At 61.4% G+C, this 20,857-nt stretch carries 20 protein-coding genes and 1 other RNA gene; 15 read left to right on the forward strand and 6 right to left on the reverse strand.

Features of this window, described 5'->3' with window-relative positions; translation table 11 throughout:
• Nucleotides 1-24: 24 nt before the first annotated feature.
• A complete protein-coding gene (locus KF757_00590) occupies nt 25-513 on the reverse strand; it encodes a CHRD domain-containing protein (GenBank protein MBX3321464.1) in 489 nt (162 codons plus the stop codon).
• A 124-nt stretch (nt 514-637) separates the two neighbouring features.
• The gene (locus KF757_00595) at nt 638-1,333 is read right to left on the reverse strand and encodes an HAD hydrolase family protein (protein MBX3321465.1); all 696 of its coding nucleotides are present in this window, start codon (nt 1,331-1,333) and stop codon (nt 638-640) included.
• A gap of 158 nt (nt 1,334-1,491) precedes the next feature.
• Between KF757_00595 and KF757_00600 the strand changes: the two genes are divergently transcribed.
• The 6 genes from KF757_00600 (at nt 1,492) to floA (ending at nt 7,520) form a co-directional block, all read left to right on the forward strand.
• Complete coding sequence (locus tag KF757_00600) at nt 1,492-2,367, forward strand: DUF4097 family beta strand repeat protein (GenBank protein MBX3321466.1); 876 nt, start codon at nt 1,492-1,494, stop codon at nt 2,365-2,367.
• Nucleotides 2,368-2,415: 48 nt separating this feature from the next.
• Complete coding sequence (locus tag KF757_00605) at nt 2,416-3,663, forward strand: glycosyltransferase (protein ID MBX3321467.1); 1,248 nt, start codon at nt 2,416-2,418, stop codon at nt 3,661-3,663.
• Nucleotides 3,660-4,079 carry a biopolymer transporter ExbD gene (locus KF757_00610; protein ID MBX3321468.1) on the forward strand — a complete coding sequence of 140 codons (420 nt, stop codon included), beginning with the start codon at nt 3,660-3,662 and terminating at the stop codon, nt 4,077-4,079. The genes KF757_00605 and KF757_00610 overlap by 4 nt, the downstream gene beginning before the upstream one ends.
• Nucleotides 4,080-4,140: 61 nt before the next feature.
• Entirely contained in the window at nt 4,141-5,961 is a 1,821-nt protein-coding gene (locus tag KF757_00615) for a hypothetical protein (protein MBX3321469.1), read from the forward strand.
• The gene (locus tag KF757_00620; protein ID MBX3321470.1) at nt 5,958-6,476 is read left to right on the forward strand and encodes a hypothetical protein; all 519 of its coding nucleotides are present in this window, start codon (nt 5,958-5,960) and stop codon (nt 6,474-6,476) included. Before KF757_00615 ends, KF757_00620 begins: the two co-directional genes overlap by 4 nt.
• 42 nt (nt 6,477-6,518) lie before the next feature.
• On the forward strand, nt 6,519-7,520 hold the full coding sequence (floA, locus tag KF757_00625) for a flotillin-like protein FloA (protein ID MBX3321471.1): 1,002 nt from the start codon (nt 6,519-6,521) through the stop codon (nt 7,518-7,520).
• Nucleotides 7,521-7,526: 6 nt separating this feature from the next.
• Here the strand turns inward: floA and KF757_00630 are convergent, their stop codons facing one another.
• The 3 genes from KF757_00630 to KF757_00640 form a co-directional block, all read right to left on the reverse strand.
• Entirely contained in the window at nt 7,527-8,132 is a 606-nt protein-coding gene (locus tag KF757_00630; GenBank protein ID MBX3321472.1) for a hypothetical protein, read from the reverse strand.
• Complete coding sequence (locus KF757_00635) at nt 8,129-9,103, reverse strand: hypothetical protein (protein ID MBX3321473.1); 975 nt, start codon at nt 9,101-9,103, stop codon at nt 8,129-8,131. Before KF757_00635 ends, KF757_00630 begins: the two co-directional genes overlap by 4 nt.
• Nucleotides 9,104-9,176: 73 nt before the next feature.
• Nucleotides 9,177-9,824 carry an NUDIX domain-containing protein gene (locus KF757_00640; protein ID MBX3321474.1) on the reverse strand — a complete coding sequence of 216 codons (648 nt, stop codon included), beginning with the start codon at nt 9,822-9,824 and terminating at the stop codon, nt 9,177-9,179.
• Between the two features lie 11 nt (nt 9,825-9,835).
• Here KF757_00640 and KF757_00645 point away from each other — a divergent pair, with 11 nt between their 5' ends.
• Genes KF757_00645 through KF757_00670 form a run of 6 tightly spaced genes read left to right on the forward strand, consistent with a single transcriptional unit; the run spans nt 9,836 to nt 15,392 of the window.
• Nucleotides 9,836-11,344, forward strand: a complete 1,509-nt coding sequence (locus tag KF757_00645) for a hypothetical protein (protein MBX3321475.1) — start codon at nt 9,836-9,838, stop codon at nt 11,342-11,344.
• The gene (gene murB, locus KF757_00650) at nt 11,344-12,258 is read left to right on the forward strand and encodes a UDP-N-acetylmuramate dehydrogenase (protein ID MBX3321476.1); all 915 of its coding nucleotides are present in this window, start codon (nt 11,344-11,346) and stop codon (nt 12,256-12,258) included. Before KF757_00645 ends, murB begins: the two co-directional genes overlap by 1 nt.
• The gene (locus KF757_00655; protein ID MBX3321477.1) at nt 12,255-13,184 is read left to right on the forward strand and encodes a D-alanine--D-alanine ligase; all 930 of its coding nucleotides are present in this window, start codon (nt 12,255-12,257) and stop codon (nt 13,182-13,184) included. Before murB ends, KF757_00655 begins: the two co-directional genes overlap by 4 nt.
• A gap of 8 nt (nt 13,185-13,192) precedes the next feature.
• Nucleotides 13,193-14,098, forward strand: coding sequence for a hypothetical protein (locus KF757_00660; protein ID MBX3321478.1), 906 nt, complete (start codon nt 13,193-13,195; stop codon nt 14,096-14,098).
• 8 nt (nt 14,099-14,106) lie between these two features.
• The gene (locus tag KF757_00665; protein MBX3321479.1) at nt 14,107-14,874 is read left to right on the forward strand and encodes a hypothetical protein; all 768 of its coding nucleotides are present in this window, start codon (nt 14,107-14,109) and stop codon (nt 14,872-14,874) included.
• Nucleotides 14,875-14,924: 50 nt separating this feature from the next.
• Nucleotides 14,925-15,392 carry a transcription elongation factor GreA gene (locus KF757_00670; GenBank protein ID MBX3321480.1) on the forward strand — a complete coding sequence of 156 codons (468 nt, stop codon included), beginning with the start codon at nt 14,925-14,927 and terminating at the stop codon, nt 15,390-15,392.
• A gap of 86 nt (nt 15,393-15,478) precedes the next feature.
• Here the strand turns inward: KF757_00670 and KF757_00675 are convergent, their stop codons facing one another.
• Nucleotides 15,479-15,763 (reverse strand): hypothetical protein, encoded by a 285-nt coding sequence (locus KF757_00675; protein MBX3321481.1) that lies wholly within the window; start codon nt 15,761-15,763, stop codon nt 15,479-15,481.
• Between the two features lie 230 nt (nt 15,764-15,993).
• On the opposite strand from KF757_00675, the gene ssrS reads away from it, so the two are divergent.
• The 3 genes from ssrS to KF757_00690 all read left to right on the forward strand — a co-directional run bounded on the left by ssrS (nt 15,994) and on the right by KF757_00690 (nt 20,674).
• A non-coding RNA gene (gene ssrS / locus KF757_00680) (6S RNA) lies at nt 15,994-16,185 on the forward strand.
• 175 nt (nt 16,186-16,360) lie between these two features.
• The gene (locus tag KF757_00685) at nt 16,361-19,069 is read left to right on the forward strand and encodes an AAA family ATPase (protein MBX3321482.1); all 2,709 of its coding nucleotides are present in this window, start codon (nt 16,361-16,363) and stop codon (nt 19,067-19,069) included.
• Between the two features lie 696 nt (nt 19,070-19,765).
• A complete protein-coding gene (locus KF757_00690; protein ID MBX3321483.1) occupies nt 19,766-20,674 on the forward strand; it encodes an aminotransferase class IV family protein in 909 nt (302 codons plus the stop codon).
• Nucleotides 20,675-20,857 lie beyond the last annotated feature (183 nt).

Consider the following 20,857-nt stretch of genomic DNA (forward strand, 5'->3'; position numbering starts at 1 on the left):
CCGGGATTTTGACCCCGACTGGGCTCACCGACGACGATGGACAAGCGCAAGCGCTCCGATGCCAAACAGCACCGCGGAAGCGGGAGATGGAATCAAGTAGATCTGCCCGCGCACTTCGCCTGCCGGATGTGCTGTCGTATGGAAGTTGACGTAGAGCCGACCAGCGAAAAGTTCATCGACCATTGCAGCGGGAACATTGTTCCAAGTGGCACTTCCGACCAGAGGCCACGTTCCATCGGGGTTGCTGAAATGGAACACGATCGGGCCATTGCTTCCCTCAGCAGCATTGTGAATGTGCGCGCCGGGCGTAGCAGGCGTTCCGATGAGGTTGTCCGTGATGCTCCAGTCGAACGAATATGTATTCGCGACTGAGTCGTACTGCCCGAAGCTCACCCCGGTTGCTGGGCTCGGGGTGTTATCTTGAGCCCCGTCAATGTGAGCCACAAAGTGAAAAATTGAAGCCTGTGCCCCACCAACCAACCCGCAAACCGCAACAAGAACTGCACCGCGCATGATCATCTCCTTTTCTCCATAGCCCACTTGTTGAAACACCGTTCGCACACTGTGCGCTCGCTTGGGGAAAATGCCAGTCATCCGCCGACTTAATCGCACGCTTACACACCACTATGGGGGGATATCACCCGATTGTGTTGAGAAGGTCGATGACTCCTTCGGCCAGCGCACGCGTGGCGACCATGTCTGCGTGAGGCTTGAGTTCGCTCGCAGCGTTGGCGGGGCAGCCGAACCAGGCGACGCGCTCGCGAATCGCAAGGTCGCCGAGGGTGTCGCCGATGCCCGCGAGGCGGGCCGGGTCGAGGCGGTAACGCTCGATCAGCTGGTCGATGGCCGATCCCTTGCTGACGTGCGCAAGGTCGCAGTTGATGCACGTCCATGTCATGGAAACACGCAGGGGCCACGCATGGCCAGCGATCAAGTCGCGCAGCATCGGCACGATCTCGCGCTCGAGGTATGACACATCGACATGAAAGATCGTCACGGCAGCAGATTTGCCAAGCTGAAGATAACAGCCCCTCGGGCCGAGCTCGATCTCGACCCATCGCTCAAGATCGCGGATCACCTCGCGATCGCCACGCGTGATGGCCGGGTTCATCTCCCAGCGGTGTGCCGCAAAATCGTAGAACCAGACCCCGTTCTCACAGATTGCAGGCAGCGATGAACAACCCAACAGTCGGCACACGGCTTCGGCGTAGGGCTGTGGGCGGCCGGTGCACGGAACCAACACGGGGCGATCATGCTGGGCTTGCGCCCTGGCGTTGTACGCAGCAATCTCGACCAGTGCTGCGACATCGGCTGGTGATGAGTCCTCGGGCATCAAGCAGCCATCAACGTCACAGAAAACCACGTCGTAGCGGCGCGAAGAGTTGGATTGGGTCGGCTGCACGGGTCGATCGTAGCGGCGCAAGCGAAATCGGAATGCCTTGATTACTACTACTATCAATACTCGGCAGGGTTGGCAAGAAGGAGATGCTCATGGTTTTGCTCTCGCGTTTGGCAGCGTCTGTATTAACAATCGTTGTCCTTGTATATGCCGCCGGCTGTGGTGGACAGACCCAGGCTCGCTTCGAGCGCACGGACGAACTGCGCAGCCCCGCCACGCCCGCTCCATCTCTCGAGGTCCGCACAACAAACGGATCTGTCCGTGTTGAACAGGTTCTGGGCGACGAGATCGTTGTGGTTGCACACTTTCGCATGCAGACGCAAGAGAGGCTCGACGCCGTCAGTGCGATCGTGCATCGCGAAGACGACCATGTTTCCATCAACGTGCAATGGCCCGACGACAAGCGGCACGGCAGCGAATCTTGCTCGTTCATCGTGCAGTTGCCAGAAGCCAGGAAGGTCACGCTGGTGTCATCCAACGGCGCGCTGCATGTCGAAAATCTCGGGCACGATCTGGACCTGACCACCAGCAATGGCCGCATCACCGCTTCGGGATTCTCCGGCAACGTCAAGGCCCGCAGCAGCAACGGCGCGATCACGCTCACCGGGTTCGATGGCAATGCGACCGCAAGAACCAGCAACGGGCGCATCGAGATTGTCGAGGCTGGCGGAAGCGTGAGTGCAACGTCGTCGAATGGATCGGTGAATCTGTCGCTGACTGATGCAAGTGCCGGGCCGGTCAGTGCGACAACCTCCAACGGCAGCATCACTCTGGAATTTGGCCCCGCGCTGGCGGGTTCGCTCGCAGCGTCAACATCCAACGGCTCGATTTCCGTGTTCGGTCTTGAGCAGACGGGCGACATCACGACCAAGGCGCGGAACCTGAGCGTCAATCTGGGCGAGTCGGCGAATGCCGAGCCTTCGAAGTTGAGCACGTCCAACGGCAAGATCACGATTCGCAAACGCTGACCATGAACGGAACATCGGGCAGCACATGGGGCGGCTAGGCTCATCGACATGACGTCCAGCCTCGCGTCCATTCCGCTGCCGACCGCGATTGTGCTCATGATCCTGACTCTCGGGTCGATCGGGCTGCTGGTCTACTGGAGCGTCGCGCTCGTGCATGCGGCGGGTACTTTGGCGGGCCTTCCGACCGCCGGGAGCGCCCTGGGCCGCGAGTCGCCCGCTCGACATCGCGTGTGCATGATCGTGCCCGCTCACAACGAGGCTTCGAACATCGGAGCACTTGTGGCATCAATGCGCGCCCAAAATGACGCATCGGCGAGATTCGTACTCGCTCTTGATCGATGCACCGACGACACCGAAAGCATCGCCCGCGCAGCGATCGGAGACGATGATCGCTTCGAGATTGTGTTGATTGATTCCTGCCCGCCGGAGTGGGCAGGAAAGGTGCATGCGGCGTGGTCGGGCGCAAGCCGATCGCGGGCTGCTGCGGACGCTGACCTGCTTGTGTTTTCGGACGCGGACTGCTCATTTCATCCCGAGTGTCTGCGGGCGTGCGCTGTGTTGCTCGATGAGCGCAGGCTGGACATGCTCAGCCTGCTCAGCACCCTCTCGACACGACACTGGTTCGAAAAGGTCGCACAGCCAGCCGCAACACTCGAACTGATGCGGCAGTACCCGCTCTTACGCGCCAATCACGAAGGTGATCGGCAGAGGCCATTCGCAAACGGGCAATTCATGATGTTCCGCGCCTCAGCGTACCGCGAGATCGGCGGGCACGAAGCGGTGCGAGAGGCACTGCTCGAAGACATTGCGTTTGCAAGGCTGCTTGCGCGGGCTGGCCTCCGAACCGGGCTTCTGCTCGCGGGGGAAGCGATGTCTTGCCGCATGTATGACACATGGGGTCAGTTCCGCGAGGGTTGGAAGCGGATCTACATCGAGGCAGCCAACCGCAAGTCGCGCAGGCTTGTGCACGCGTCATTGGTGGCTCGCTCGACAGGAACCGCACTTCCTCTGTGTGGCGTGTTGTGCCTGGCGATGGGGCTTGGGATTGATGGGGGCTGGGATCCGCTGCGCGTTGCGGCGATTGCGTTCGCCGGTGCCGGACTTCTTGTATGGCTCGCCGCGCTGCTTGTGGCGGCAAAGGCCGGGCGATCGCCGCTGTGGGCTATTGTTTGTCACCCGATAGGGTCGTGGCTGGTTGGCGGGATTCTGGCCCGGGCGGGCAAGGAGCTGGCGAGAGGCGTCCCGACGCGGTGGGGTGGACGGCAGTACGTCCTCAAGGATCGGTCGCAGACATGATTCGGTTTCGTCGCACAAGTCCGGATGTTCGGTTGGAGATGACGCCCTTGATCGACGTCATCTTTCTGCTGCTCACGTTCTTTATCTTCTCGCTTGTATTGCTCGTGCGGGCTGATGTTCTTGACATCAAACTGCCCTCGATCAACACCGGCGACAAGCCGAGCGGCACAAACATTACCATTGTGCTCGACAATCAGGGGTCTCTGTTCTTCGAGGGCGAACCGATCGAGCTCGAAGCTCTGGCTGAGGCGATTCGGGCACGGCGTGAAGTTGCAGTCGATGCCGCACTGCTCATCGCGGCTGACCGGGAGGGTGCGTCGGGCAGGCTCATTGAACTGGTGGCGTATCTCTCTCGCGAAGGACTCGGAGATTTCAGCCTTATCGGTGTGCAACCCCCGCCCGCGCCTGCGGAATAACGGAGTGGTTTCACAGTTCGTCGCGGCGGTCGCGATCAGTCCCCGTATACTCAATGTGACCATGCACATACGCCCGAACCAACCTTTCAGCCCCCGCTTCTTTCGACGCGTGCTTCTGGCTTGCACGGTGATCTGTTCGACGATCCTGGCGGCCTTCGAGCCCGACTCGGCCCCGCCCCGCGCAATCCCTGCTGCTCGCCAGGCGAGCAACGTCGCGGTCATCACGATCAGCGGGATGATCGATGGCGTCACGACATACAGCGTCAAGCGCCGAATCGAACGCGCACACGCCGCCGGGGCCAATGCCATTGTCTTCGAGATCGATTCCGAAGGCGGCGAACTTGGCGCGGTCCTTGATCTCTCGAGCGCAATCAAACTCAGTCCCGTGCCAAATACTGTGGCGTGGATTCATTCGAAGGCCTACTCGGGCGGCGCGATCATCGCCATCGCCTGCCGCGAAATCGTCGTCTCGCCCAGCGCAGCCATGGGCGACGCGTTTCCAGTCACGATCGGGCGCCGACAACAAGGACAAGGCATCGGATTGCGAGGTCTTACGCCCGACGAACGGACCAAGCTCCTGCCGCCGTTGCTCGCCGACGTGGTCGATTCGGCCCGGCGCAGCGGGTTTGACGAGTATCTGGTTCAGGCGATCGTGATCGATGGCGTCGAGTTGTGGTATGTCGAATCGCGCGAGACCGGACAGCGCTTCGCGATCAATCAGGCCGAGTTCGAGCGGGTGTTCATGCGCGATGCGCCGCGCGATATGCCGATGATTCCGCGTGTGACCAATGCTCGCACGCCGGCCGCGACCGCCCCCGCCACGGAGGATTCTCCGGGCACCCCAATAAGTCGCGAACTGCAGTTCCAGCCGGCCGCCCCAGGCCTCACCGATCTGCGTACCGCTGTTTCAGATCGTCTGAGCGAAGAAAGCACCCGCCCGGTCTTTGATGAGAGCCAACAGGGGCGATGGAACTATGTCGGCTATGTTGCCGACGGCAGCGCACCGATCGTGATGTCGACTGCCCAGATGCAACAACTCGGATTTGCGGCTTCTGTCATTGGCAGCGACAGCGAACTGCTGGCCTTCTTTGGGGCGACGTCGCTCGTTCGCCTCGATGAGTCATGGTCGGAGCGATCGTCACGGTTTCTGACAAGCATGGTTGTGCGCGGCATTCTTGTTGCGGTCTTTCTGCTCGCGCTGTTTATCGAGATGACGAGTCCGGGCATGATTCTGCCCGGTGCGATTGCCGTGGCTGCGGGGTTTCTCCTGATCGCGCCGCCCGTCGTCATCGGAATGGCGGGTTGGTGGGAGATCGGAGCCATTGTCCTGGGCATCGCACTCATCGCCATCGAAATCTTTGTGTTGCCCGGTTTTGGTTTCTTTGGTGTGGTCGGGTTTGTCGCGCTCTTTGGCGGATTGATCGGAACGTTCATTCCCAACAACGCCGGCATGTTCCCCGGATCTAACTCGGCAGCACGCGAAGCCTTCACGGGCATGATCACGATCGTGCTGGGGGCGCTGACGGCCGGGATTGGGATGTACTTCGTCTCGAAGCACTTTGGCACAATTCCATTCCTCAATCGATTGATCCTGACCGCGCAAACCGACAACGATGAGCCTGTGCCGCTCGTTGCCATGATGGACCTTGATACCTCAGGCCAGGTACGCGTTGGTGACGAAGGCGTGGCCGCGACCAATCTCAAGCCCGTGGGGCAGGCAGAAATCGGGGATCATCTTGTCGATGTGACAGCAGATCTGGGATTCATCGCCGCTGGAACACCCATCAGGGTTGTCGGGGTCGATGCCTGGCGCGTTCTGGTCGAGGCGACCGGCGAGCCCCCCGCGACCACCGAACCTACGCATGGAGATCTTCCGGCATGACCGAAGCGTTGCTCTACGCGGGCATCGGCCTGCTTGCTATTTCCATCCTGCTGATCGTCGTCGAGGCGTTCATTCCCTCGGGCGGGATCATCGGCACAGTTGCCATCCTCGTCGCGATCGCGGGTGTCGTTGCGTTGTTTCGCTACGACGTGCGATGGGGCTTTGCGGGCGCGCTGAGCGTTCTGGTGCTCGGGCCAACAACATTTTTCTTTGCGTTGTCGCTCCTCCCTTCGACGCCGTTTGGTCGCAGGCTGATCGGCGAAGCGACCGAAGAACAGGTCGCCGAGCAGATGGAGCAGGAACGCCGCATCGTCGAGCAATACGAAGTGCTCGTCGGGCGCGAAGGCGTGGCCATCACGGACCTGAGACCCGTGGGGCAGGTTCGCATTGATGCTCAGCGTTACGAAGCACTGGCCGAGGGGGCGCTGATCGATGCGGGCTCGCCGGTGCGTGTCGTTTCGGCTCGTCCGAACCAGATCAAGGTCCGAGCGGTGCGCAACCCCCGGACGAACTAGAATGACCTTCGCGGATCACCCTGATTCAGGAGTTGCTCGACCATGTCAGACACTATTTGGTGGATTCTCGGGATCATCGTCGGACTTGTGGCGATTGTCATCTTCTTCTCGATCTTCCAGTTCCTGGGCTTGTGGTTTCAGGCCTTGCTGTCGGGTGCTCGAGTTTCGCTGATCGACATCATCGCCATGCGCTTCCGCAAGGTCGATACTCGGGCGGTGGTCCTGAGCCGCATCCGTGCCGTCAAAGCCGGTATCGCGGCTTCAACAAACCAGCTCGAAACGCACTATCTGGCAGGCGGGCGGATTGTCAACGTCGTCAACGCACTCATCGCTGCCAAGCGCGCCCGCATCGATCTCGACTGGGACACCGCCTGCTCGATCGATCTGGCCGGCCGCGACATCTTCGACGCTGTGAATACATCGGTCAATCCGAAAGTTATCGACTGCCCGAACGTGGCGATGGGCCGTACGACCATCGACGCCGTGGCAAAGGACGGCATCCAGCTCAAGGCCCGCGCCCGGGTCACGGTGCGGACCAATCTCGCCCGCCTCATCGGCGGTGCGACCGAAGAAACGATCATTGCTCGCGTCGGCGAGGGTATCGTGTCCGCCATCGGCTCGGCTGAAAGTCATAAGCAGGTGCTGGAGAATCCGGACCGGATCTCCAAGGCTGTGATGGCGCGTGGCCTCGATGGCGGAACGGCGTACGAAATTCTGTCCATCGACATCGCAGATATCGACGTCGGGGACAATATCGGCGCGAAGCTTCAGGGCGATCAGGCCGAGGCTGACAAGCGAAAAGCCCAGGCCGAAGCCGAAAAACGCCGTGCGATGGCTGTTGCGCAAGAGCAGGAGTTCAAAGCCGAAATCGAGAAAAACCGCGCCATTGTGGTGCTTGCCGAGGCCGAGGTTCCCAAGGCCATGGCCGATGCGTTCCGCTCGGGCAATATGGGCATCATGGATTACTACCGCATGCGCAACATCGTCGCCGATACCTCGATGCGCAAGTCCATCGCCGGCGATACGGAAAGCGAACGCCGCTAAGAAGTCTCAGTCCCGCTTGCTTGCTTTCTGGGCGCGGTCGAGCAGCCGCTTGACGCGCGCTTGTCGTGCTTCGTCGTTGAACCAGATCGATGTATCGCGTCGCGCTTCGGCCAGAACCTGTGCATCATCGGGCGCGGCTGCAATCGTCGGCTCATATCGCATGGAAATGCGTGTCGCAAGGGCTGTCTCCACTCGATGGTCCGCTCGCCGTTGTTCGGCCGCCTCGTCAGGCCCACCAAGTCCAAGCGATTCGAGCAGCCATGGCGGAGGTTCGCCGATCACATACATGGTCCCGGCTGGAATCTTCGCCTGAGTGCCATAAGGCGAGTCGATGTACTGCGAGCGATCGAAGATTGCGGTCAGCCCGCCGCTGCGCCGCGCGAAAAGATCGCCATCAATCCCCTTCAACTGATACACGCGATCCCAGTCGTCGGGCGAGCGCAGGTCAAAGCCTTCAAGACGCAGGCTTGCTGTCAGAGGCCCGACGTCGGAATACCCGGCATCAACCGACCTGTCAAAGTTCCACCCCGAAGCACGGTCGCGTTCGAACTGTCCGCAGGCAGTCGAGGCTGCGAGCGCAACGCCACACGCAACCATCAAACGTCGGCTCATTGCTCGGCCCCCAGAATCACGCGAATCGTGATCGCAACGGTCTGATCGCCCTTGAGATCTTTGATGGCCAGGCCCTCGGCCTTCCAGCGGTAAATCGCGTCCAGAAGCGGGCCGTCGACATGTTCATGCCCGGTGCTGCGAACACGCCCCTCGATCTTGGCAAAGTATGCCCGCTTCACCGACCCCTTGGCGTCAAACTCGATTGTGATGTGAGGGTCGCGCGGACGTGCGATCGAACGGGTCGTCACGCTGTAGCGGGGACGGACAGTCGTGATCTCAAGCCCTTCCGTCGCCAGAGGCCTGCCCGGACGATAGTCGAGCGACTTGCTCAGTGATGAGGCATCGCTCTCGCGCCGATCCTCTTCGCCCGGTGAACCCTGTGCCGAGGCTTGCGAAGGTGCCGGGCTGGCCTCGGCAGCCTGTTTGACCTCCGGCTGGTCCACCGATTCCTGCGCTGGTGGGGCTGCTACAGCTACAACTTCTTCCGCAACTTCGTGGTGGGGGGCATCATCCATTGTCGAAACCATCGGCACAAGCGACCCGACTGCCTCAGCCTGCGCCTGCTCGGTGCTTGGTTGTGGCGGCGTGGCTTCTGCTGCCTCGATCGGATGCTGCGCGTCCGCTGGTTCCGCAACTTCGGGCGTCATCATCGGAGTGGCTGCTGCGGTCACTTCCTGCCCTATTTCGGGGCTCAGGGCCGCCTGCTCCACCGTCGATTGCTCCGCCACATGCTCTGTGGGCGTTTCAAATCCAACCCAGTTGACTGTGACCGCGTTCGACTTCTGCACCCCGAGACGAATTTGGGAGGTCTGCTCGGAGTCAATCGCGCGGCGTGGCGTCTCCGCGCGGTCGCCCGAAGCGTCGCTCGGCAAGGCGAAGACCACCAGGGTTGCAAGATGGGCACTCAGGCTGAGCAGCACACCCAGCATCAGCCCTCGCTGTGAAGAATTGCCGAACGTTGACCCGGCCATGACAAATCTTAGGTACGCTTCAGACCCGCAATCCGTTCAATCTCGAACCCTGTTAGGAATCTGGCCAAGCCGTTCAGGGCGACTCCTGCTCAATCGACCAGATCAGTTCGCCGGGGCGACAATCGATGTGTAGTGCGAAGAACCCAGGCTTGCCGTCATGCCCGGAATTTTCGTGCTTTTTGACAAGGGGCCAGATAATTCGGCGGTCGGTCTCGGGCAAGGGGAGCGAAGAGACGGTGTCCTGCTCGTGCCATTCGAGCAGACCTTCTTTCATGGGGCCTTCCTTGACCGCAACCGGGCCGAGGATGCGGTAGTAGAACAGCAACCAATGACCCTGGCCTTCAAACGCGCACTCGCTGATCAGTCCGGCAAGATGAATGCGGTCGATGGGAATGTCGATGCCAGCTTCTTCGCGGATCTCACGCTGGGCACACTGGGCGGGGCTCTCCCCGGTTTCCATGTCGAGTTTGCCACCGATGGGCGAGCACAAGCCGAAGTTTGGTTCCTTCTTGCGGCGAATGAGCAGAACGCGCCCTTGCTCGTCGCGCAAGTCGCAGAGGCATGCGAGTCGATACGGGAGCGGTCCCGGGTTCGTGAGTTGGGGCAGGATGTTTGCGGGGTCAGGCACGATGAGCGAGGATAGCGTGTTTGGCTTGTTGTTTCCGAGACTCGCCCCGATTCGCCCGCCAAGCCGATAGATTCTTCGTGACCACTTCCACATTACCATCTATCGTGCCCACGCCGATCAACAACTGGGTGTCCGAGGTTTTCCGCGCCCGCAGGCCTTTCATGGTCGGCATCGGCGGTTGTGGCATGTCTGGTCTTGCCAGGCTGCTGCGATCGGGTGGCGCTCATGTCCGGGGGAGCGACTCGAGCCTTACCGCCCTGACCGAGAGGCTGAGCGCCGAAGGGATCATGGTCGAGCACGACGGACCCGAATCGACGTTGCCCGCGGACCGGGACCTGCTGATCATGTCGGCTGCGGTGAAGCGCGATCATCGACTGGTGCTCGAGGCCCAGGTCAGAGGCCTGCCGATCATGACTTACGCTGAAGCGCTGGGACTGGCGATGTCCGGGCGCACGGGCGTCGCCATCGCAGGAACGCATGGCAAGAGCACCGCGACAGCCATGCTGGGATGCGTATTGATAGACGCAGGCCTGGATCCGTCGGTGATCGTGGGCGCGACATGCGCACAGCTCGGACGCGGCAGCCTCGGGGGTGAGGCCCAAGAACCCGTCGGGTCGCGGATTGGTGCGCAGGTTGTGCCGCTGGGCACGTTCGCGAGCAAGCCTGGCTTGCTCATTGGCGAGGCCTGCGAGTTCAACCGATCATTTCACAACCTGTATCCGACCCTCGCTTCGATCAGCAGCATCGAGGCCGACCATCTGGATATCTATGGCTCGATCGATGCAATCATCGAGGCTTTCGCAGTCTTTGCGCGCCGCGTTCCGCCAGCAAGCCAGGGCGGCAAACTATTGATCGCGCACGACGGCGCATACCGCAGCGTCGTAACGGCCGGGCTTGAGTGCGCGGTCGAGACGATCGGCTTCAACCCGGCTGCCGATTGGTGTGTGTCCTATGACGCGGCATCGAGGCGTACGACACTGCGGCACGAAGACTTGCGTCTGGAGTGGATCGGCCACATGCCCGGCGAGCACAACGCGATGAACGCGGCCACCGCAGCTGCGCTTGCAATGTTGCTTGGTGCCGAGCGAGCGAGGGTCGAGCACTCGCTCTCTGCGTTCCGTGGCCTGGATCGCCGCATGCAGCTGTTGGGCGACGGGGTCTTGCCTGGCGGTGGAGTCGTTCGAGTGTACGACGACTATGGGCACCACCCAACCGAGATAGATGCAACGCTGCGAGCACTGCGTCAGGCAGAATCGCCCGAGGCCAGGGGCGGACGGCTGATCTGCGTGTTTCAGCCTCATCAGCACTCGCGAACGCGTTTCCTGCTTGGCGAGTTCGCGACGAGTTTCGGGCAGGCAGATGTGGTGATTGTCCCCGATATCTACTTCGTGCGCGATTCACAGGCTGAGCAGCAATTGGTTTCATCACAGGATCTGGTCGAGAAATTGCGAGAGAAAGGCGTCGAAGCTTCGCTTATCAATCAGTTCGATGCAATTGTCGAGCACCTTCGGACGTTTACCCGCGATGGTGACCTGGTGGTCGTCATGGGTGCGGGTCCGGTGTGGCAGGTCGGACATCAGTTCATGAAGTCTCTTGGAAAGGCACAGGCCTGATGACGTGTTCGGCAGAAACGCGAGAAGTACAACGCGATGCGCCGATCTCGACATGGTTCGGCGTGGGCGGATGTGCCGACGCGCTGGTCGTCGCCCAATCGGACGATGACCTGAGATGGGCGATTGAAACTGGCGAACCCGTGCGCGTGCTCGGCGAGGGTGCAAACTTGCTCGTTGCGGACGAAGGCGTGGGCGGGATTGTCGTCTCGCTGGCCAGCGACTTCTACAAGCAGGTCGAGATCGATCCCCGAACACACCTTGTGCACGCGGGCGCGGGTGTGGATCTGCGCCGGCTTATTACGCTGACGAGCAATGCGGGCTTGTCGGGCCTCGAAGTGCTCGGAGGAATTCCCGCCAGCGTCGGCGGTGCAGTGCGCATGAACGCCGGGGGCGCGTTCGGGCAGATTTGCACCTCGATTGCACGGGTGCATGCGATCGACAAGCGGGGGCGAAGCCGAGTGCTTGAGGCTGCGGAGATTGACTTCGGCTACCGCCGTTCGGGGCTTGATGAGTACATCATCACCAAGGCGGAGTTTGCCCTTCTGCCCGATGATGTCAGGGCAATTCGCGCTCGATTTCGCGCGTGCATGGAAAAAAAGAGCGTGAGCCAGCCGATGGCCGCGTCGAGCGCGGGATGTGCATTCAAGAATCCGATGTTGATCGACACTCTCGAAGACATTGCCCCTGCCGGTGCGCGCGTCAGCGCCGGACTCTTGATCGATCGATCCGGCTGCAAGGGCCTGCGCTGCAGGGGGGCGGAAGTCAGTTCGGTGCACGCAAACTTCCTTGTCGCACACCCGGGCGCGCGAGCCAACGACCTGCTGGTCCTCATGCTCGCAGTCGAAGAGCGCGTGTTCGACCGATTCGGCGTGCGACTCGAACGCGAGGTCGTGGTCTGGAGCCGAGAACCATGACACGGGTTCTGGTGCTTGGTGGCGGGCCTGACGCGGAGCGCCCCGTAAGCCTGACCAGCGCCCGCTCGGTCGCACAGGCTCTCTCATCGACGTACACGGTCATCGAACGGACGATCGATCGTCTGAGCCTGTCGGAGTTGCGGTCGATCGAGAGCGACGTGGTGTTTCCGGTGCTGCATGGGCAGTATGGCGAGGGCGGGCCGCTGCAGGATCTGCTCGAAGTCGATGGCCGACCGTACGTCGGCTGCGGGCCGCGGGCTGCCCGGGCGTGCATGGACAAGATGGGATGCAAACTGCAAGCCTCGCGGCTGGGGATTCGTACCGCTCCAGCATTTGTTTTTGATCCGCGCGACGACCATGCACCGATCGACCCGCCGGTCGTCCTCAAGCCGACCCACGACGGTTCGAGCGTCGGGCTGCATGTGTGCCGGGACCGGGCCGATTGGGAGCACGCTGTTGAGCAGGCACGCGAAGACCTCAGCGCCAATCCGCACCGAAGCTATATGGTTGAACAGTACATCGAGGGGCGTGAGCTCACCGTGGCGCTGCTCGCGCGCGAGGGATCGCTTCGGGCGCTCCCAATCGTCGAGATCGCGCCGGCTGGCGGCGTGTACGACTACGAAGCGAAGTACCAGCGATCAGACACGGTCTACACGACCGATCCCGCCTTGCCCGCGGGCGTCCGCGAGCGCGTGTGTGCCGAGGCCCTGACCCTGGCCCGCGCGCTGGGTGTGCGCGATCTGGCGCGAGTCGATTTTCTGCTCGACCGCGAAGGTTCGCACTGGTTGCTCGAAATCAATACAATGCCCGGCTTCACCCCGACATCGCTGGTCCCTAAGGCAGCAGCGGCCGAAGGGCTCCCGTTTGCTGCCCTGTGTTCGCAACTCGTCGGGTGCGCCATGTCGCGGTCGCACCAGAAGGCATAGAAACAAGTATGGCTCGAACACGCAAGAAATCATCTCGCAAGGCATCGCGCGCCGCTTCCTCGACTGACTGGGGCAAGGTATGGCGTATCGCGTCTCCAATCGTGGCCGGCCTCTGCGTCATCGCGATGGGAACGGGCATGACCTTCGGCGTCAAGCACCTCGATCAGACCGCACGAGAACTCCTTGTGCAGGACGCGATCACGATCGAACTCACGCCTCCAGTTTCGACCGAAGGCTTGCGCTGGGTGCCTCAATCTGAAATTGACGCGTTGATCGAGCGCAGCCTCGGGCTGCTGCGGGGGCGCGACCCGCTCAGCGCCGCTGCGCTGGCCGATGTTGGACGCATGCTCGAACGCTGCGGGTGGTTTGATGGCTCGCCGAAGGTGCAGCGTGTCGGGCGCGACCGGGTCCAGATTCGCGGCAAGTGGCGCGTCCCGGCAGCTGTCGTCAATCATAATGGGCGCGATCATCTGATCAGCTGGGATGGAATGATCATGCCGATGGTGTTCGCGCCCGGAGCCGCCGAGGTCAAGGCAATTCTCGGTGCGGGTCTGGCACCAGCCGATCCGAACCCCGAGACCAAGTACATGAAGGCATGGCCCGGAACAGACGTGCAGGCAGCGCTCGCGCTGCTTCGTGTGCTGGTCAACGAACCATATTTTCATCAGGTCGGCGCGATCGATGTGCGGCTGATGGCGCGTCAGGGTGTTCTCGAAATCATCACGCCGACCGAATCACGTGTCGTGTGGGGCGCGCCTCCTGGGCAGTTCAAGCCCGGCGAAGTGACAACCGAGGTCAAACTCCAGCGATTGAGCAGCCTGTTCCGCAAAGATGGTCGCATCGATGGCAACAGCGCCCGCATGGAGATTCATGGCCCACTCCCACTTCGAGAGGGCCTGGACATCAACCCGTGAAGCGAAGAATGGCAGCGCAGGATCTCGATCTCTTTGGGCGGCCTCCAGCGGGACGACAGACCTGGGACCATCGCCGTGGCGAGCCTCGCACGTTTGCGCTCGCGTGGACAGTGTTCCTGATGGTCTCGACACTGATTATGTTCGCGTCGCTTGGGCCTGCGCGAATCGTGACCGAGGATATCTATCAACCTGCTGTGCGCATTCTGATCGTTTCAGTGACGGTGGGAATGGTGATCTTGTGGCCGATGGTGCGCTTGTGCCAGGAGCGTCCCCGCGGCTCGATCTGCTCGCACATCGCCCACGACCTGTTCATCGTGGTCCTGCCGGTGCAGGCGCTGATCTGGCCTCAAACGCTGCGCATGCTTGCACAGTGGACCGTTGAGCAGGCGAGCGCGGTGAGTCTGTGTCAGGCAGCATGGACGACCGTTGTTGGTGCGGCATTGTGCTTTGCATACCTGCTTGAGTCGCCGCGATCACAAATCGATCTGCGGCGGGCTGGATGGATGATCACCATTCTCGGGTTGTTCATCGGCCTGCCACTTGTCCTGTTTGCTTCGGGTATGATTGATATTGGTCCAGCCAGCGGAACGGGGTGGGCAATTATGGTCTCACCCATTACTGCCGTCCACGAGTTGTCTCGGGAACATCCGCCATCGGGCGTATTGGTCATTCGGGCCACCCACTGGTTGAGCATCGCCGTGACGGCTCTGGTTGGTGCGTGTGCGTGGATGGCCGCGTTGGGCATTGAGGTCGCACGCTCGGGTCGCAAGGCATAGTGTCTGGTTTGAGGGTTGCTGTCGCGGCCCGTCGGAACGAAGGAGATCGCATGGAACTGTTGACGCGCGAGGAAAAGGAAAAGCTCGAGCGCCGTCTCGATGAGTTGCGGGCCAATCGCCCGGTCATCTCCGAGCGTATCGCGGAAGCTCGCGCACTGGGTGATCTCAAGGAGAACGCCGAATATCACGCAAGCCGTGAGCAGCAAGGCCTCGAAGAGGCCGAGATCCGTCGGCTCGAAGACCGCCTTGCGCGCGCCCAGGTCGTTGACAACTCCGCGGCCAAGTCGGCAGAGGTCGTGTTCATCGGATCCGTCGTCAAGCTTCGCAATGTGACCACAGGCGACGAGGATGTCTACCGGCTGGTCGGGGAAACAAGCGGGAGCATCACGCTCGAGTACATCGAGGTGACCGCGTCAAGCCCGATGGGTGAAGCCCTCATGAAAGCCCGTGTCGGCGAACAGGTGCGGGTCAAAGCCCCTCGAGGGATCAAGACGTTCGAGGTCATCGAGCTGCTGTAAGCGGCTGTGGTCTCGAAAAAAAAAACCGGCGCTAGCGCCGGTTTTGGATTCATCAACAAACTGTACACATGCTGTGCGATGCCCGGTCAGTGCGCAACCGGAGCCGGCGTCAGACGCGACGGGCGGTCGAGATACATCAGGGTCCGTCCAAGGTCTTCGTGCAGGAGGCGGAAGTGCTGGTTGGACATGATGGCCAAAGAGTTGTTGACCTCGGTGTGCCGCTGAGCACTGGTCGAGAGGCCGGGGGTCAAATTCGAGCGGATATGGCGGACATCCGTGCTCTTGGTCGAGCCGCCACTGGCGCACCCCCCAAGCAGAACGGCAGCAGAGCCCAGCATCGACGCGACGAAAAGACAACGGCGGTTCTTCATGTTCTGCCTCCTGGCTGACGGGTTCTGTGCTCTACCTCGACCTCTGCGAGGTCGCTGACCGGGGTTGATTGTGGCGGGAACCCGGCGCAAGGTCAAATTGCACTGCTGATTCCTTACGCGAAGTTTCCCATTCTGTTTCATCGGACCATGCCGAACCAGAACACAAACTTCGCGAAAGAATCGGAAAATTGGTCTCGACCCGAGGGGTAGATTCTGGTATGGTGCTTCCTGTCAGGCCGATTGGTCGGCGTCCAGGCGGTTTGGTGAATGTCCGAGCCTTTGAACCCTCGATCGGGAACCGGGATCACGAACGACGAACACGCCCCCTCGTCGGGGAAGTTCCGGAATCGCTGCAATGGTACCCACCTTGAATCGGGGTTCGGACATTCCAGATCGACTGGTGCCGACCAATCGGCTTGACCCACTTTTGTTCCCCAATCGCTGGCCGGGCACACTGGCTGGAAAATCCCCATCGCCTGCCACTTCGGCAGCGCGGAAGGGCATACAAACCCGCTGGCAAGGGCATAGGGGCGACAGCAACTGGCGCAGCGATTGCACAAGCCTTTGAGAGAACAGGTGTTCTCCGAGGAGTGAATCATGCGCATGGATCGCTTTACAACGCTCGCCCAACAGGCCCTGGCCGACGCCCAGGCCGATGCTTCGCGCCGCTCAAGCCCCGAGGTGAACGGGCTGCACGTTCTGGGAGCGCTGCTGAGCGATCGCAACGGCGCGCCGTGGTCGATCCTGGCTCGCACAGGAGCGGACGTAGGGCGAATTGCGTCGCTGGCCGAGAGCGAGCTCGGTCGCCTGCCCAAGACAAGCTCGGGAGCGGGATCGTCGGGGCGGGCGATCATGGATGTGCTGACCGCTGCCGACGCCGCTGCCTCACGCATGAAGGATGCCTATGTCTCGACCGAGCACCTGCTTGTGGCATTGGCAGAGGTTTCGGGACCTGCGAAGGAGTTGTTGACGGTTCTGGGACTTGATCGCAAAGCCATCGAGGCTGCGGTGCAGCAGATTCGCAAAGTGTCGGGAGTCAGCAGTGTCAATGACCCAAACGCGGAGTCGAGTTATGAGGCTCTCTCGAAGTATGGCATCGACCTGACGGACAAGGCACAGCAAGGCAAGCTCGACCCGGTCATCGGGCGAGATGAGGAGATTCGGCGGACAATGCAGGTGCTCAGCCGCCGCACGAAGAACAACCCGGTTTTGATCGGCGAGCCCGGCGTGGGCAAGACCGCGATCGCTGAGGGTCTGGCGCTGCGAATCGTCAATGGCGACTGCCCGGACTCGATGCGCTCGATGCGGATCATCGCGCTGGATGTGGGGCAGTTGCTCGCGGGCGCGAAATACCGCGGCGAGTTCGAGGAGCGTCTCAAGGCGGTGCTGCGCGAAGTGCAGGCCAGCGAAGGGCGGATCATTCTCTTCATTGATGAACTGCACACGATCATCGGCGCCGGGGCGGCAGAGGGGGCGGTGAGCGCTGGGAATCTGCTCAAGCCGGCACTGGCTCGCGGCGAGTTGCGCGCGATCGGCGCGACAACGCTCGATGAATATCGCAAGCACGTCGAGAAGGATCCGGCGTTCGAGCGGCGCTTCCAGCCGATCTATGTGGGCCAGCCCAGCGTCGAAGAGACTGTCGCGATTCTGCGGGGACTCAAAGAGCGCTACGAAGCGCACCACGGCGTGCGTATTCGCGACGATGCGATTCTGGCGGCCGCGCGGCTGAGCCATCGGTACATCGCGGACCGATTCCTGCCCGACAAGGCGATCGATCTTGTGGACGAGGCCGCATCGCGCCTGCGGATCGAGAACGACAGCATGCCGACCGAACTCGATGAACTGCGGCGGAAGATCATGCAGCTTGAAATGGAGCGCGAGGCCATTCGCATCGGCCAGGGCGACAAAAAAACAACCGAAGGCCGTGAACTCGAACGAATCGAGCGCGACCTGAGCGAACTCCAGGAGCAGAACCGCGCGCTGACGGCCCAGTGGGAGGCAGAGAAGAAGGATCTCGATACCGTCAAGTCGCTTAAGGAGAAAATCGACGCAAAACGCGTGGAACTGGAGCAGTCGCAGCGCCGCGGCGACCTCGAAGCGGCTGCCCGAATCCAGTACGGCGACCTGCGCGATATGCATGTGCAGCTGGAACAGGCAGAGAGGGTGCTCGACGAGCGGCAGGAGCGAGGCGGAGCGCTCGTGAAGGAAGAAGTGGATGCCGAGCAGATTGCCGAGATCGTCGGGCGGTGGACAGGCATCCCCGTCAGTCGCCTGGTCGAGGGCGAACGCGAGAAACTGACTCGCATGGAAGAACACCTGCGTCAGCGCGTCGTGGGGCAAAATGACGCGCTGCGCGCGGTGTCGGACGCGGTCCGTCGCAGTCGGGCCGGACTGAGCGATGCGACTAAGCCGATCGGGAGTTTTCTGTTTCTTGGGCCTACCGGCGTGGGCAAGACAGAAACCTGCAAGGCTCTGGCCGAGTTCCTTTTTGACACCGAAGAGGCGCTCGTGCGCGTCGACATGAGCGAGTACATGGAGAAACACGCCGTCGCGAGATTGATCGGTGCGCCTCCGGGGTATGTCGGCTACGACGAAGGCGGCGCATTGACCGAGGCTGTGCGGCGCAGGCCTTACAGCGTGATTCTGCTTGACGAAATCGAAAAGGCACATCCGGATGTGTTCAACGTGCTGCTCCAGGTGCTTGATGACGGGAGACTGACCGACGGGCAGGGACGCACCGTCGACTTCCGCAACACGATTGTCGTGATGACGAGCAACCTGGGCAGCCAGAAGATTCAGGACATGACCGAGCGCGGAGCGGAGGACTGGGAGATCGAAGCCGCGGTGCGTGATCTGATCCGTCGTGGCCCAGGCGCGGACTTTGACGCTTCAGGCTTGTCACCCGAAGAGGCTCTCGAACGCGGGCGCATGCAGGGGCAGTTGAATGTGGGGGTGCGCGAGCAGTTCTTCAGGCCTGAACTGCTTAACCGCATCGACGAAGTGGTGGTGTTTCATCAACTGCGGCGCGAGACGATGGGAAGCATCCTGGAGATTCAGCTGCAACACCTCCGCAGGCGCCTTGCCGAGCGCGACATGGCAATCGACCTGAGTGATGAGGCCAAGGCGGCCCTGATCGCCGAGGGCTGGGATCCGGCGTACGGTGCTCGGCCATTGAAGCGGACAATCCAGCACCGACTCGAGAACCCGCTGGCGAGCAAGATCCTTGCAGGGGAACTCGGGTCAGGGGACGTGGTGGTGGTATCGCATCAAGGTCAGAGTTTTAAGTTCGAGAGAAAGTCGGGGTAAGTTAGGAAGTTCGGGCTGCCTTCAAACTCAGGTTCCATGGCGATTCACGCGTGAAACCGCTGCTCCGGCGGAATCCGCCCTCGGCGGCGGCACCGATCCTTTGCTGAGTGAACAACTTACAACAAATCGTGAAACCGAAATCGGCAGTGCGTCGTACAGCCTTGTGTCTAAGAGGTTGCGGGAAATTGATGGGAGTTTGACTGAGCCAGAGCGAGAATACCGCTTGGCGAGGATTCGCGGGTTCGATTCCGATCCCCCGATAGTGGCCCGGAGCATTCGCTCCACGATCGAGAACTTCGAAACTGATGGCGGAGCGCGGGAAACCGCGCGGAGGTTGCGTGTGGTGGTTTGTTTGGCATGAGCGATGCCGAGCGAGCGTTGATGAGAGTGGTAGTCTGATGCCGGGTGGGTAGGAGCACCTGCATCAATCAATGGTCCGAGTCGCCCGTTTCCCGCTGCACGGGAGTGGAAACGGGTGGAGAGAGGGGTCCGCCCTTGCGGCGGATGTGGGTCGCGTGTTTGCACCGCCGCGACCCGCATTTTGTTGGAAATGCTGGCAGGCCGAGCGCTGGCTGTGATGTGGCGCATCACGCGAAAAGCACCAGGCCTTTGACAAACTCCTTTCTTCCCACGCCGAGCCGGGCGGCAGATGCCCATCTTGCCGCCCGGCGACTTTTTTGTCAATACACTCCGATCATGGGCCAACCAATTGTGTTTGTGCAGGGTCATTGGATGGATCGCCAGGAGGCGCAGGTTTCGGCATTCGATGCCGGGCTGTTGCATGGCGTGGGTTTGTTCGAAACCATGCTCGGCCTGCTCGACACCTCCGGCGATGTGCGCGTGTATCGGCTTCGCGAGCACCTCGAACGTCTGGCCCGTTCGGCTAAAGAACTTGGGCTGAGCAACGATGTGCGCATCGAGCCGCTCGCTGAATCGGTCGAAGAAGCGATTTCCAAGGCTGGATATGCGCGGGCGCGCGTGCGGCTGACGCTGACGGGCGGCGACCTGAATCTGCTCGAAATCGGCGGAAAAACGAACCACACGCCGACTGTGATCATCAGTGTGCAACCAGCGACGTCGTACCCGCTGGCTATGTTTGAGCAAGGCGTCGGCGCCACACTTGCCGATGCCCGCGTCAACCCGCTCGACCCGTTCGCCGGGCACAAGACTCTGAACTACTGGATGAGGTTGCGTGAGTTGCAGGCAGCCGCGAGCAAGGGGGCGGGCGAAGCCATCGTCATGCAGGTAACCAATCACCTCGCGGGCGGATGTGTGAGCAATGTGTTTCTGGTCAAGGATTGGACGCTGCACACGCCGATCGCGCGCGGCGAGGAAGAACCCAACGCCCTCCCGAGCCCGGTGTTGCCGGGCGTGACGCGCGAAGCGGTGAGCGAGATTGCCGCAGCCAAGGGCATCGGTTGTGCGCGACGGATGCTCTCGATCGATGATCTTCTTGATGCCGACGAAGTGTTTCTGACGAATTCGAGCTGGGGCGTGCTGCCGGTGGTGCGTATCGAGGCCGAGGCGGTGGGGGGCGGCACTGTTGGGCCTGTGACGCGGGATCTGCTGGCGGGGCTGGGGGCGGATATTGAAGAGTCGTTGTAACTCTGGGCCGAGCGATTGTGTCGTTGAATCAGGGGGATATCAACAGCATGCAACTCCCAATTGTGGGCACGAAAAACGCCGCCATCATATACAGAGCGATCGGTGTGTACCACGCGGAATGACGGACCTCGCTAGGCGGGCATCGAGCAAAGTGTGCTGGCCAGCGCCGGCGGCTCAAACTAC

The sequence above is a fragment of the Phycisphaeraceae bacterium genome, assembly GCA_019636795.1.
Taxonomy (GTDB): domain Bacteria; phylum Planctomycetota; class Phycisphaerae; order Phycisphaerales; family UBA1924; genus JAHBWW01.

Bases quoted from the DNA above. Each gene is read 5' to 3' on its own strand.
- KF757_00685 (MBX3321482.1), top strand. From the start codon at position 16,361: ATGCGCATGGATCGCTTTACAACGCTCGCCCAACAGGCCCTGGCCGAC.
- KF757_00615 (MBX3321469.1), top strand. From the start codon at position 4,141: ATGCACATACGCCCGAACCAACCTTTCAGCCCCCGCTTCTTTCGACGC.
- KF757_00665 (MBX3321479.1), top strand. From the start codon at position 14,107: ATGGCAGCGCAGGATCTCGATCTCTTTGGGCGGCCTCCAGCGGGACGA.
- KF757_00595 (MBX3321465.1), bottom strand. From the start codon at position 1,333: ATGCCCGAGGACTCATCACCAGCCGATGTCGCAGCACTGGTCGAGATT.
- KF757_00620 (MBX3321470.1), top strand. From the start codon at position 5,958: ATGACCGAAGCGTTGCTCTACGCGGGCATCGGCCTGCTTGCTATTTCC.
- KF757_00635 (MBX3321473.1), bottom strand. From the start codon at position 9,103: ATGGCCGGGTCAACGTTCGGCAATTCTTCACAGCGAGGGCTGATGCTG.
- KF757_00590 (MBX3321464.1), bottom strand. From the start codon at position 513: ATGCGCGGTGCAGTTCTTGTTGCGGTTTGCGGGTTGGTTGGTGGGGCA.
- KF757_00655 (MBX3321477.1), top strand. From the start codon at position 12,255: ATGACACGGGTTCTGGTGCTTGGTGGCGGGCCTGACGCGGAGCGCCCC.
- KF757_00660 (MBX3321478.1), top strand. From the start codon at position 13,193: ATGGCTCGAACACGCAAGAAATCATCTCGCAAGGCATCGCGCGCCGCT.
- KF757_00675 (MBX3321481.1), bottom strand. From the start codon at position 15,763: ATGAAGAACCGCCGTTGTCTTTTCGTCGCGTCGATGCTGGGCTCTGCT.
- KF757_00690 (MBX3321483.1), top strand. From the start codon at position 19,766: ATGGGCCAACCAATTGTGTTTGTGCAGGGTCATTGGATGGATCGCCAG.
- KF757_00630 (MBX3321472.1), bottom strand. From the start codon at position 8,132: ATGAGCCGACGTTTGATGGTTGCGTGTGGCGTTGCGCTCGCAGCCTCG.
- floA (MBX3321471.1), top strand. From the start codon at position 6,519: ATGTCAGACACTATTTGGTGGATTCTCGGGATCATCGTCGGACTTGTG.
- KF757_00605 (MBX3321467.1), top strand. From the start codon at position 2,416: ATGACGTCCAGCCTCGCGTCCATTCCGCTGCCGACCGCGATTGTGCTC.
- KF757_00600 (MBX3321466.1), top strand. From the start codon at position 1,492: ATGGTTTTGCTCTCGCGTTTGGCAGCGTCTGTATTAACAATCGTTGTC.
- KF757_00640 (MBX3321474.1), bottom strand. From the start codon at position 9,824: ATGTGGAAGTGGTCACGAAGAATCTATCGGCTTGGCGGGCGAATCGGG.
- KF757_00610 (MBX3321468.1), top strand. From the start codon at position 3,660: ATGATTCGGTTTCGTCGCACAAGTCCGGATGTTCGGTTGGAGATGACG.
- murB (MBX3321476.1), top strand. From the start codon at position 11,344: ATGACGTGTTCGGCAGAAACGCGAGAAGTACAACGCGATGCGCCGATC.
- KF757_00670 (MBX3321480.1), top strand. From the start codon at position 14,925: ATGGAACTGTTGACGCGCGAGGAAAAGGAAAAGCTCGAGCGCCGTCTC.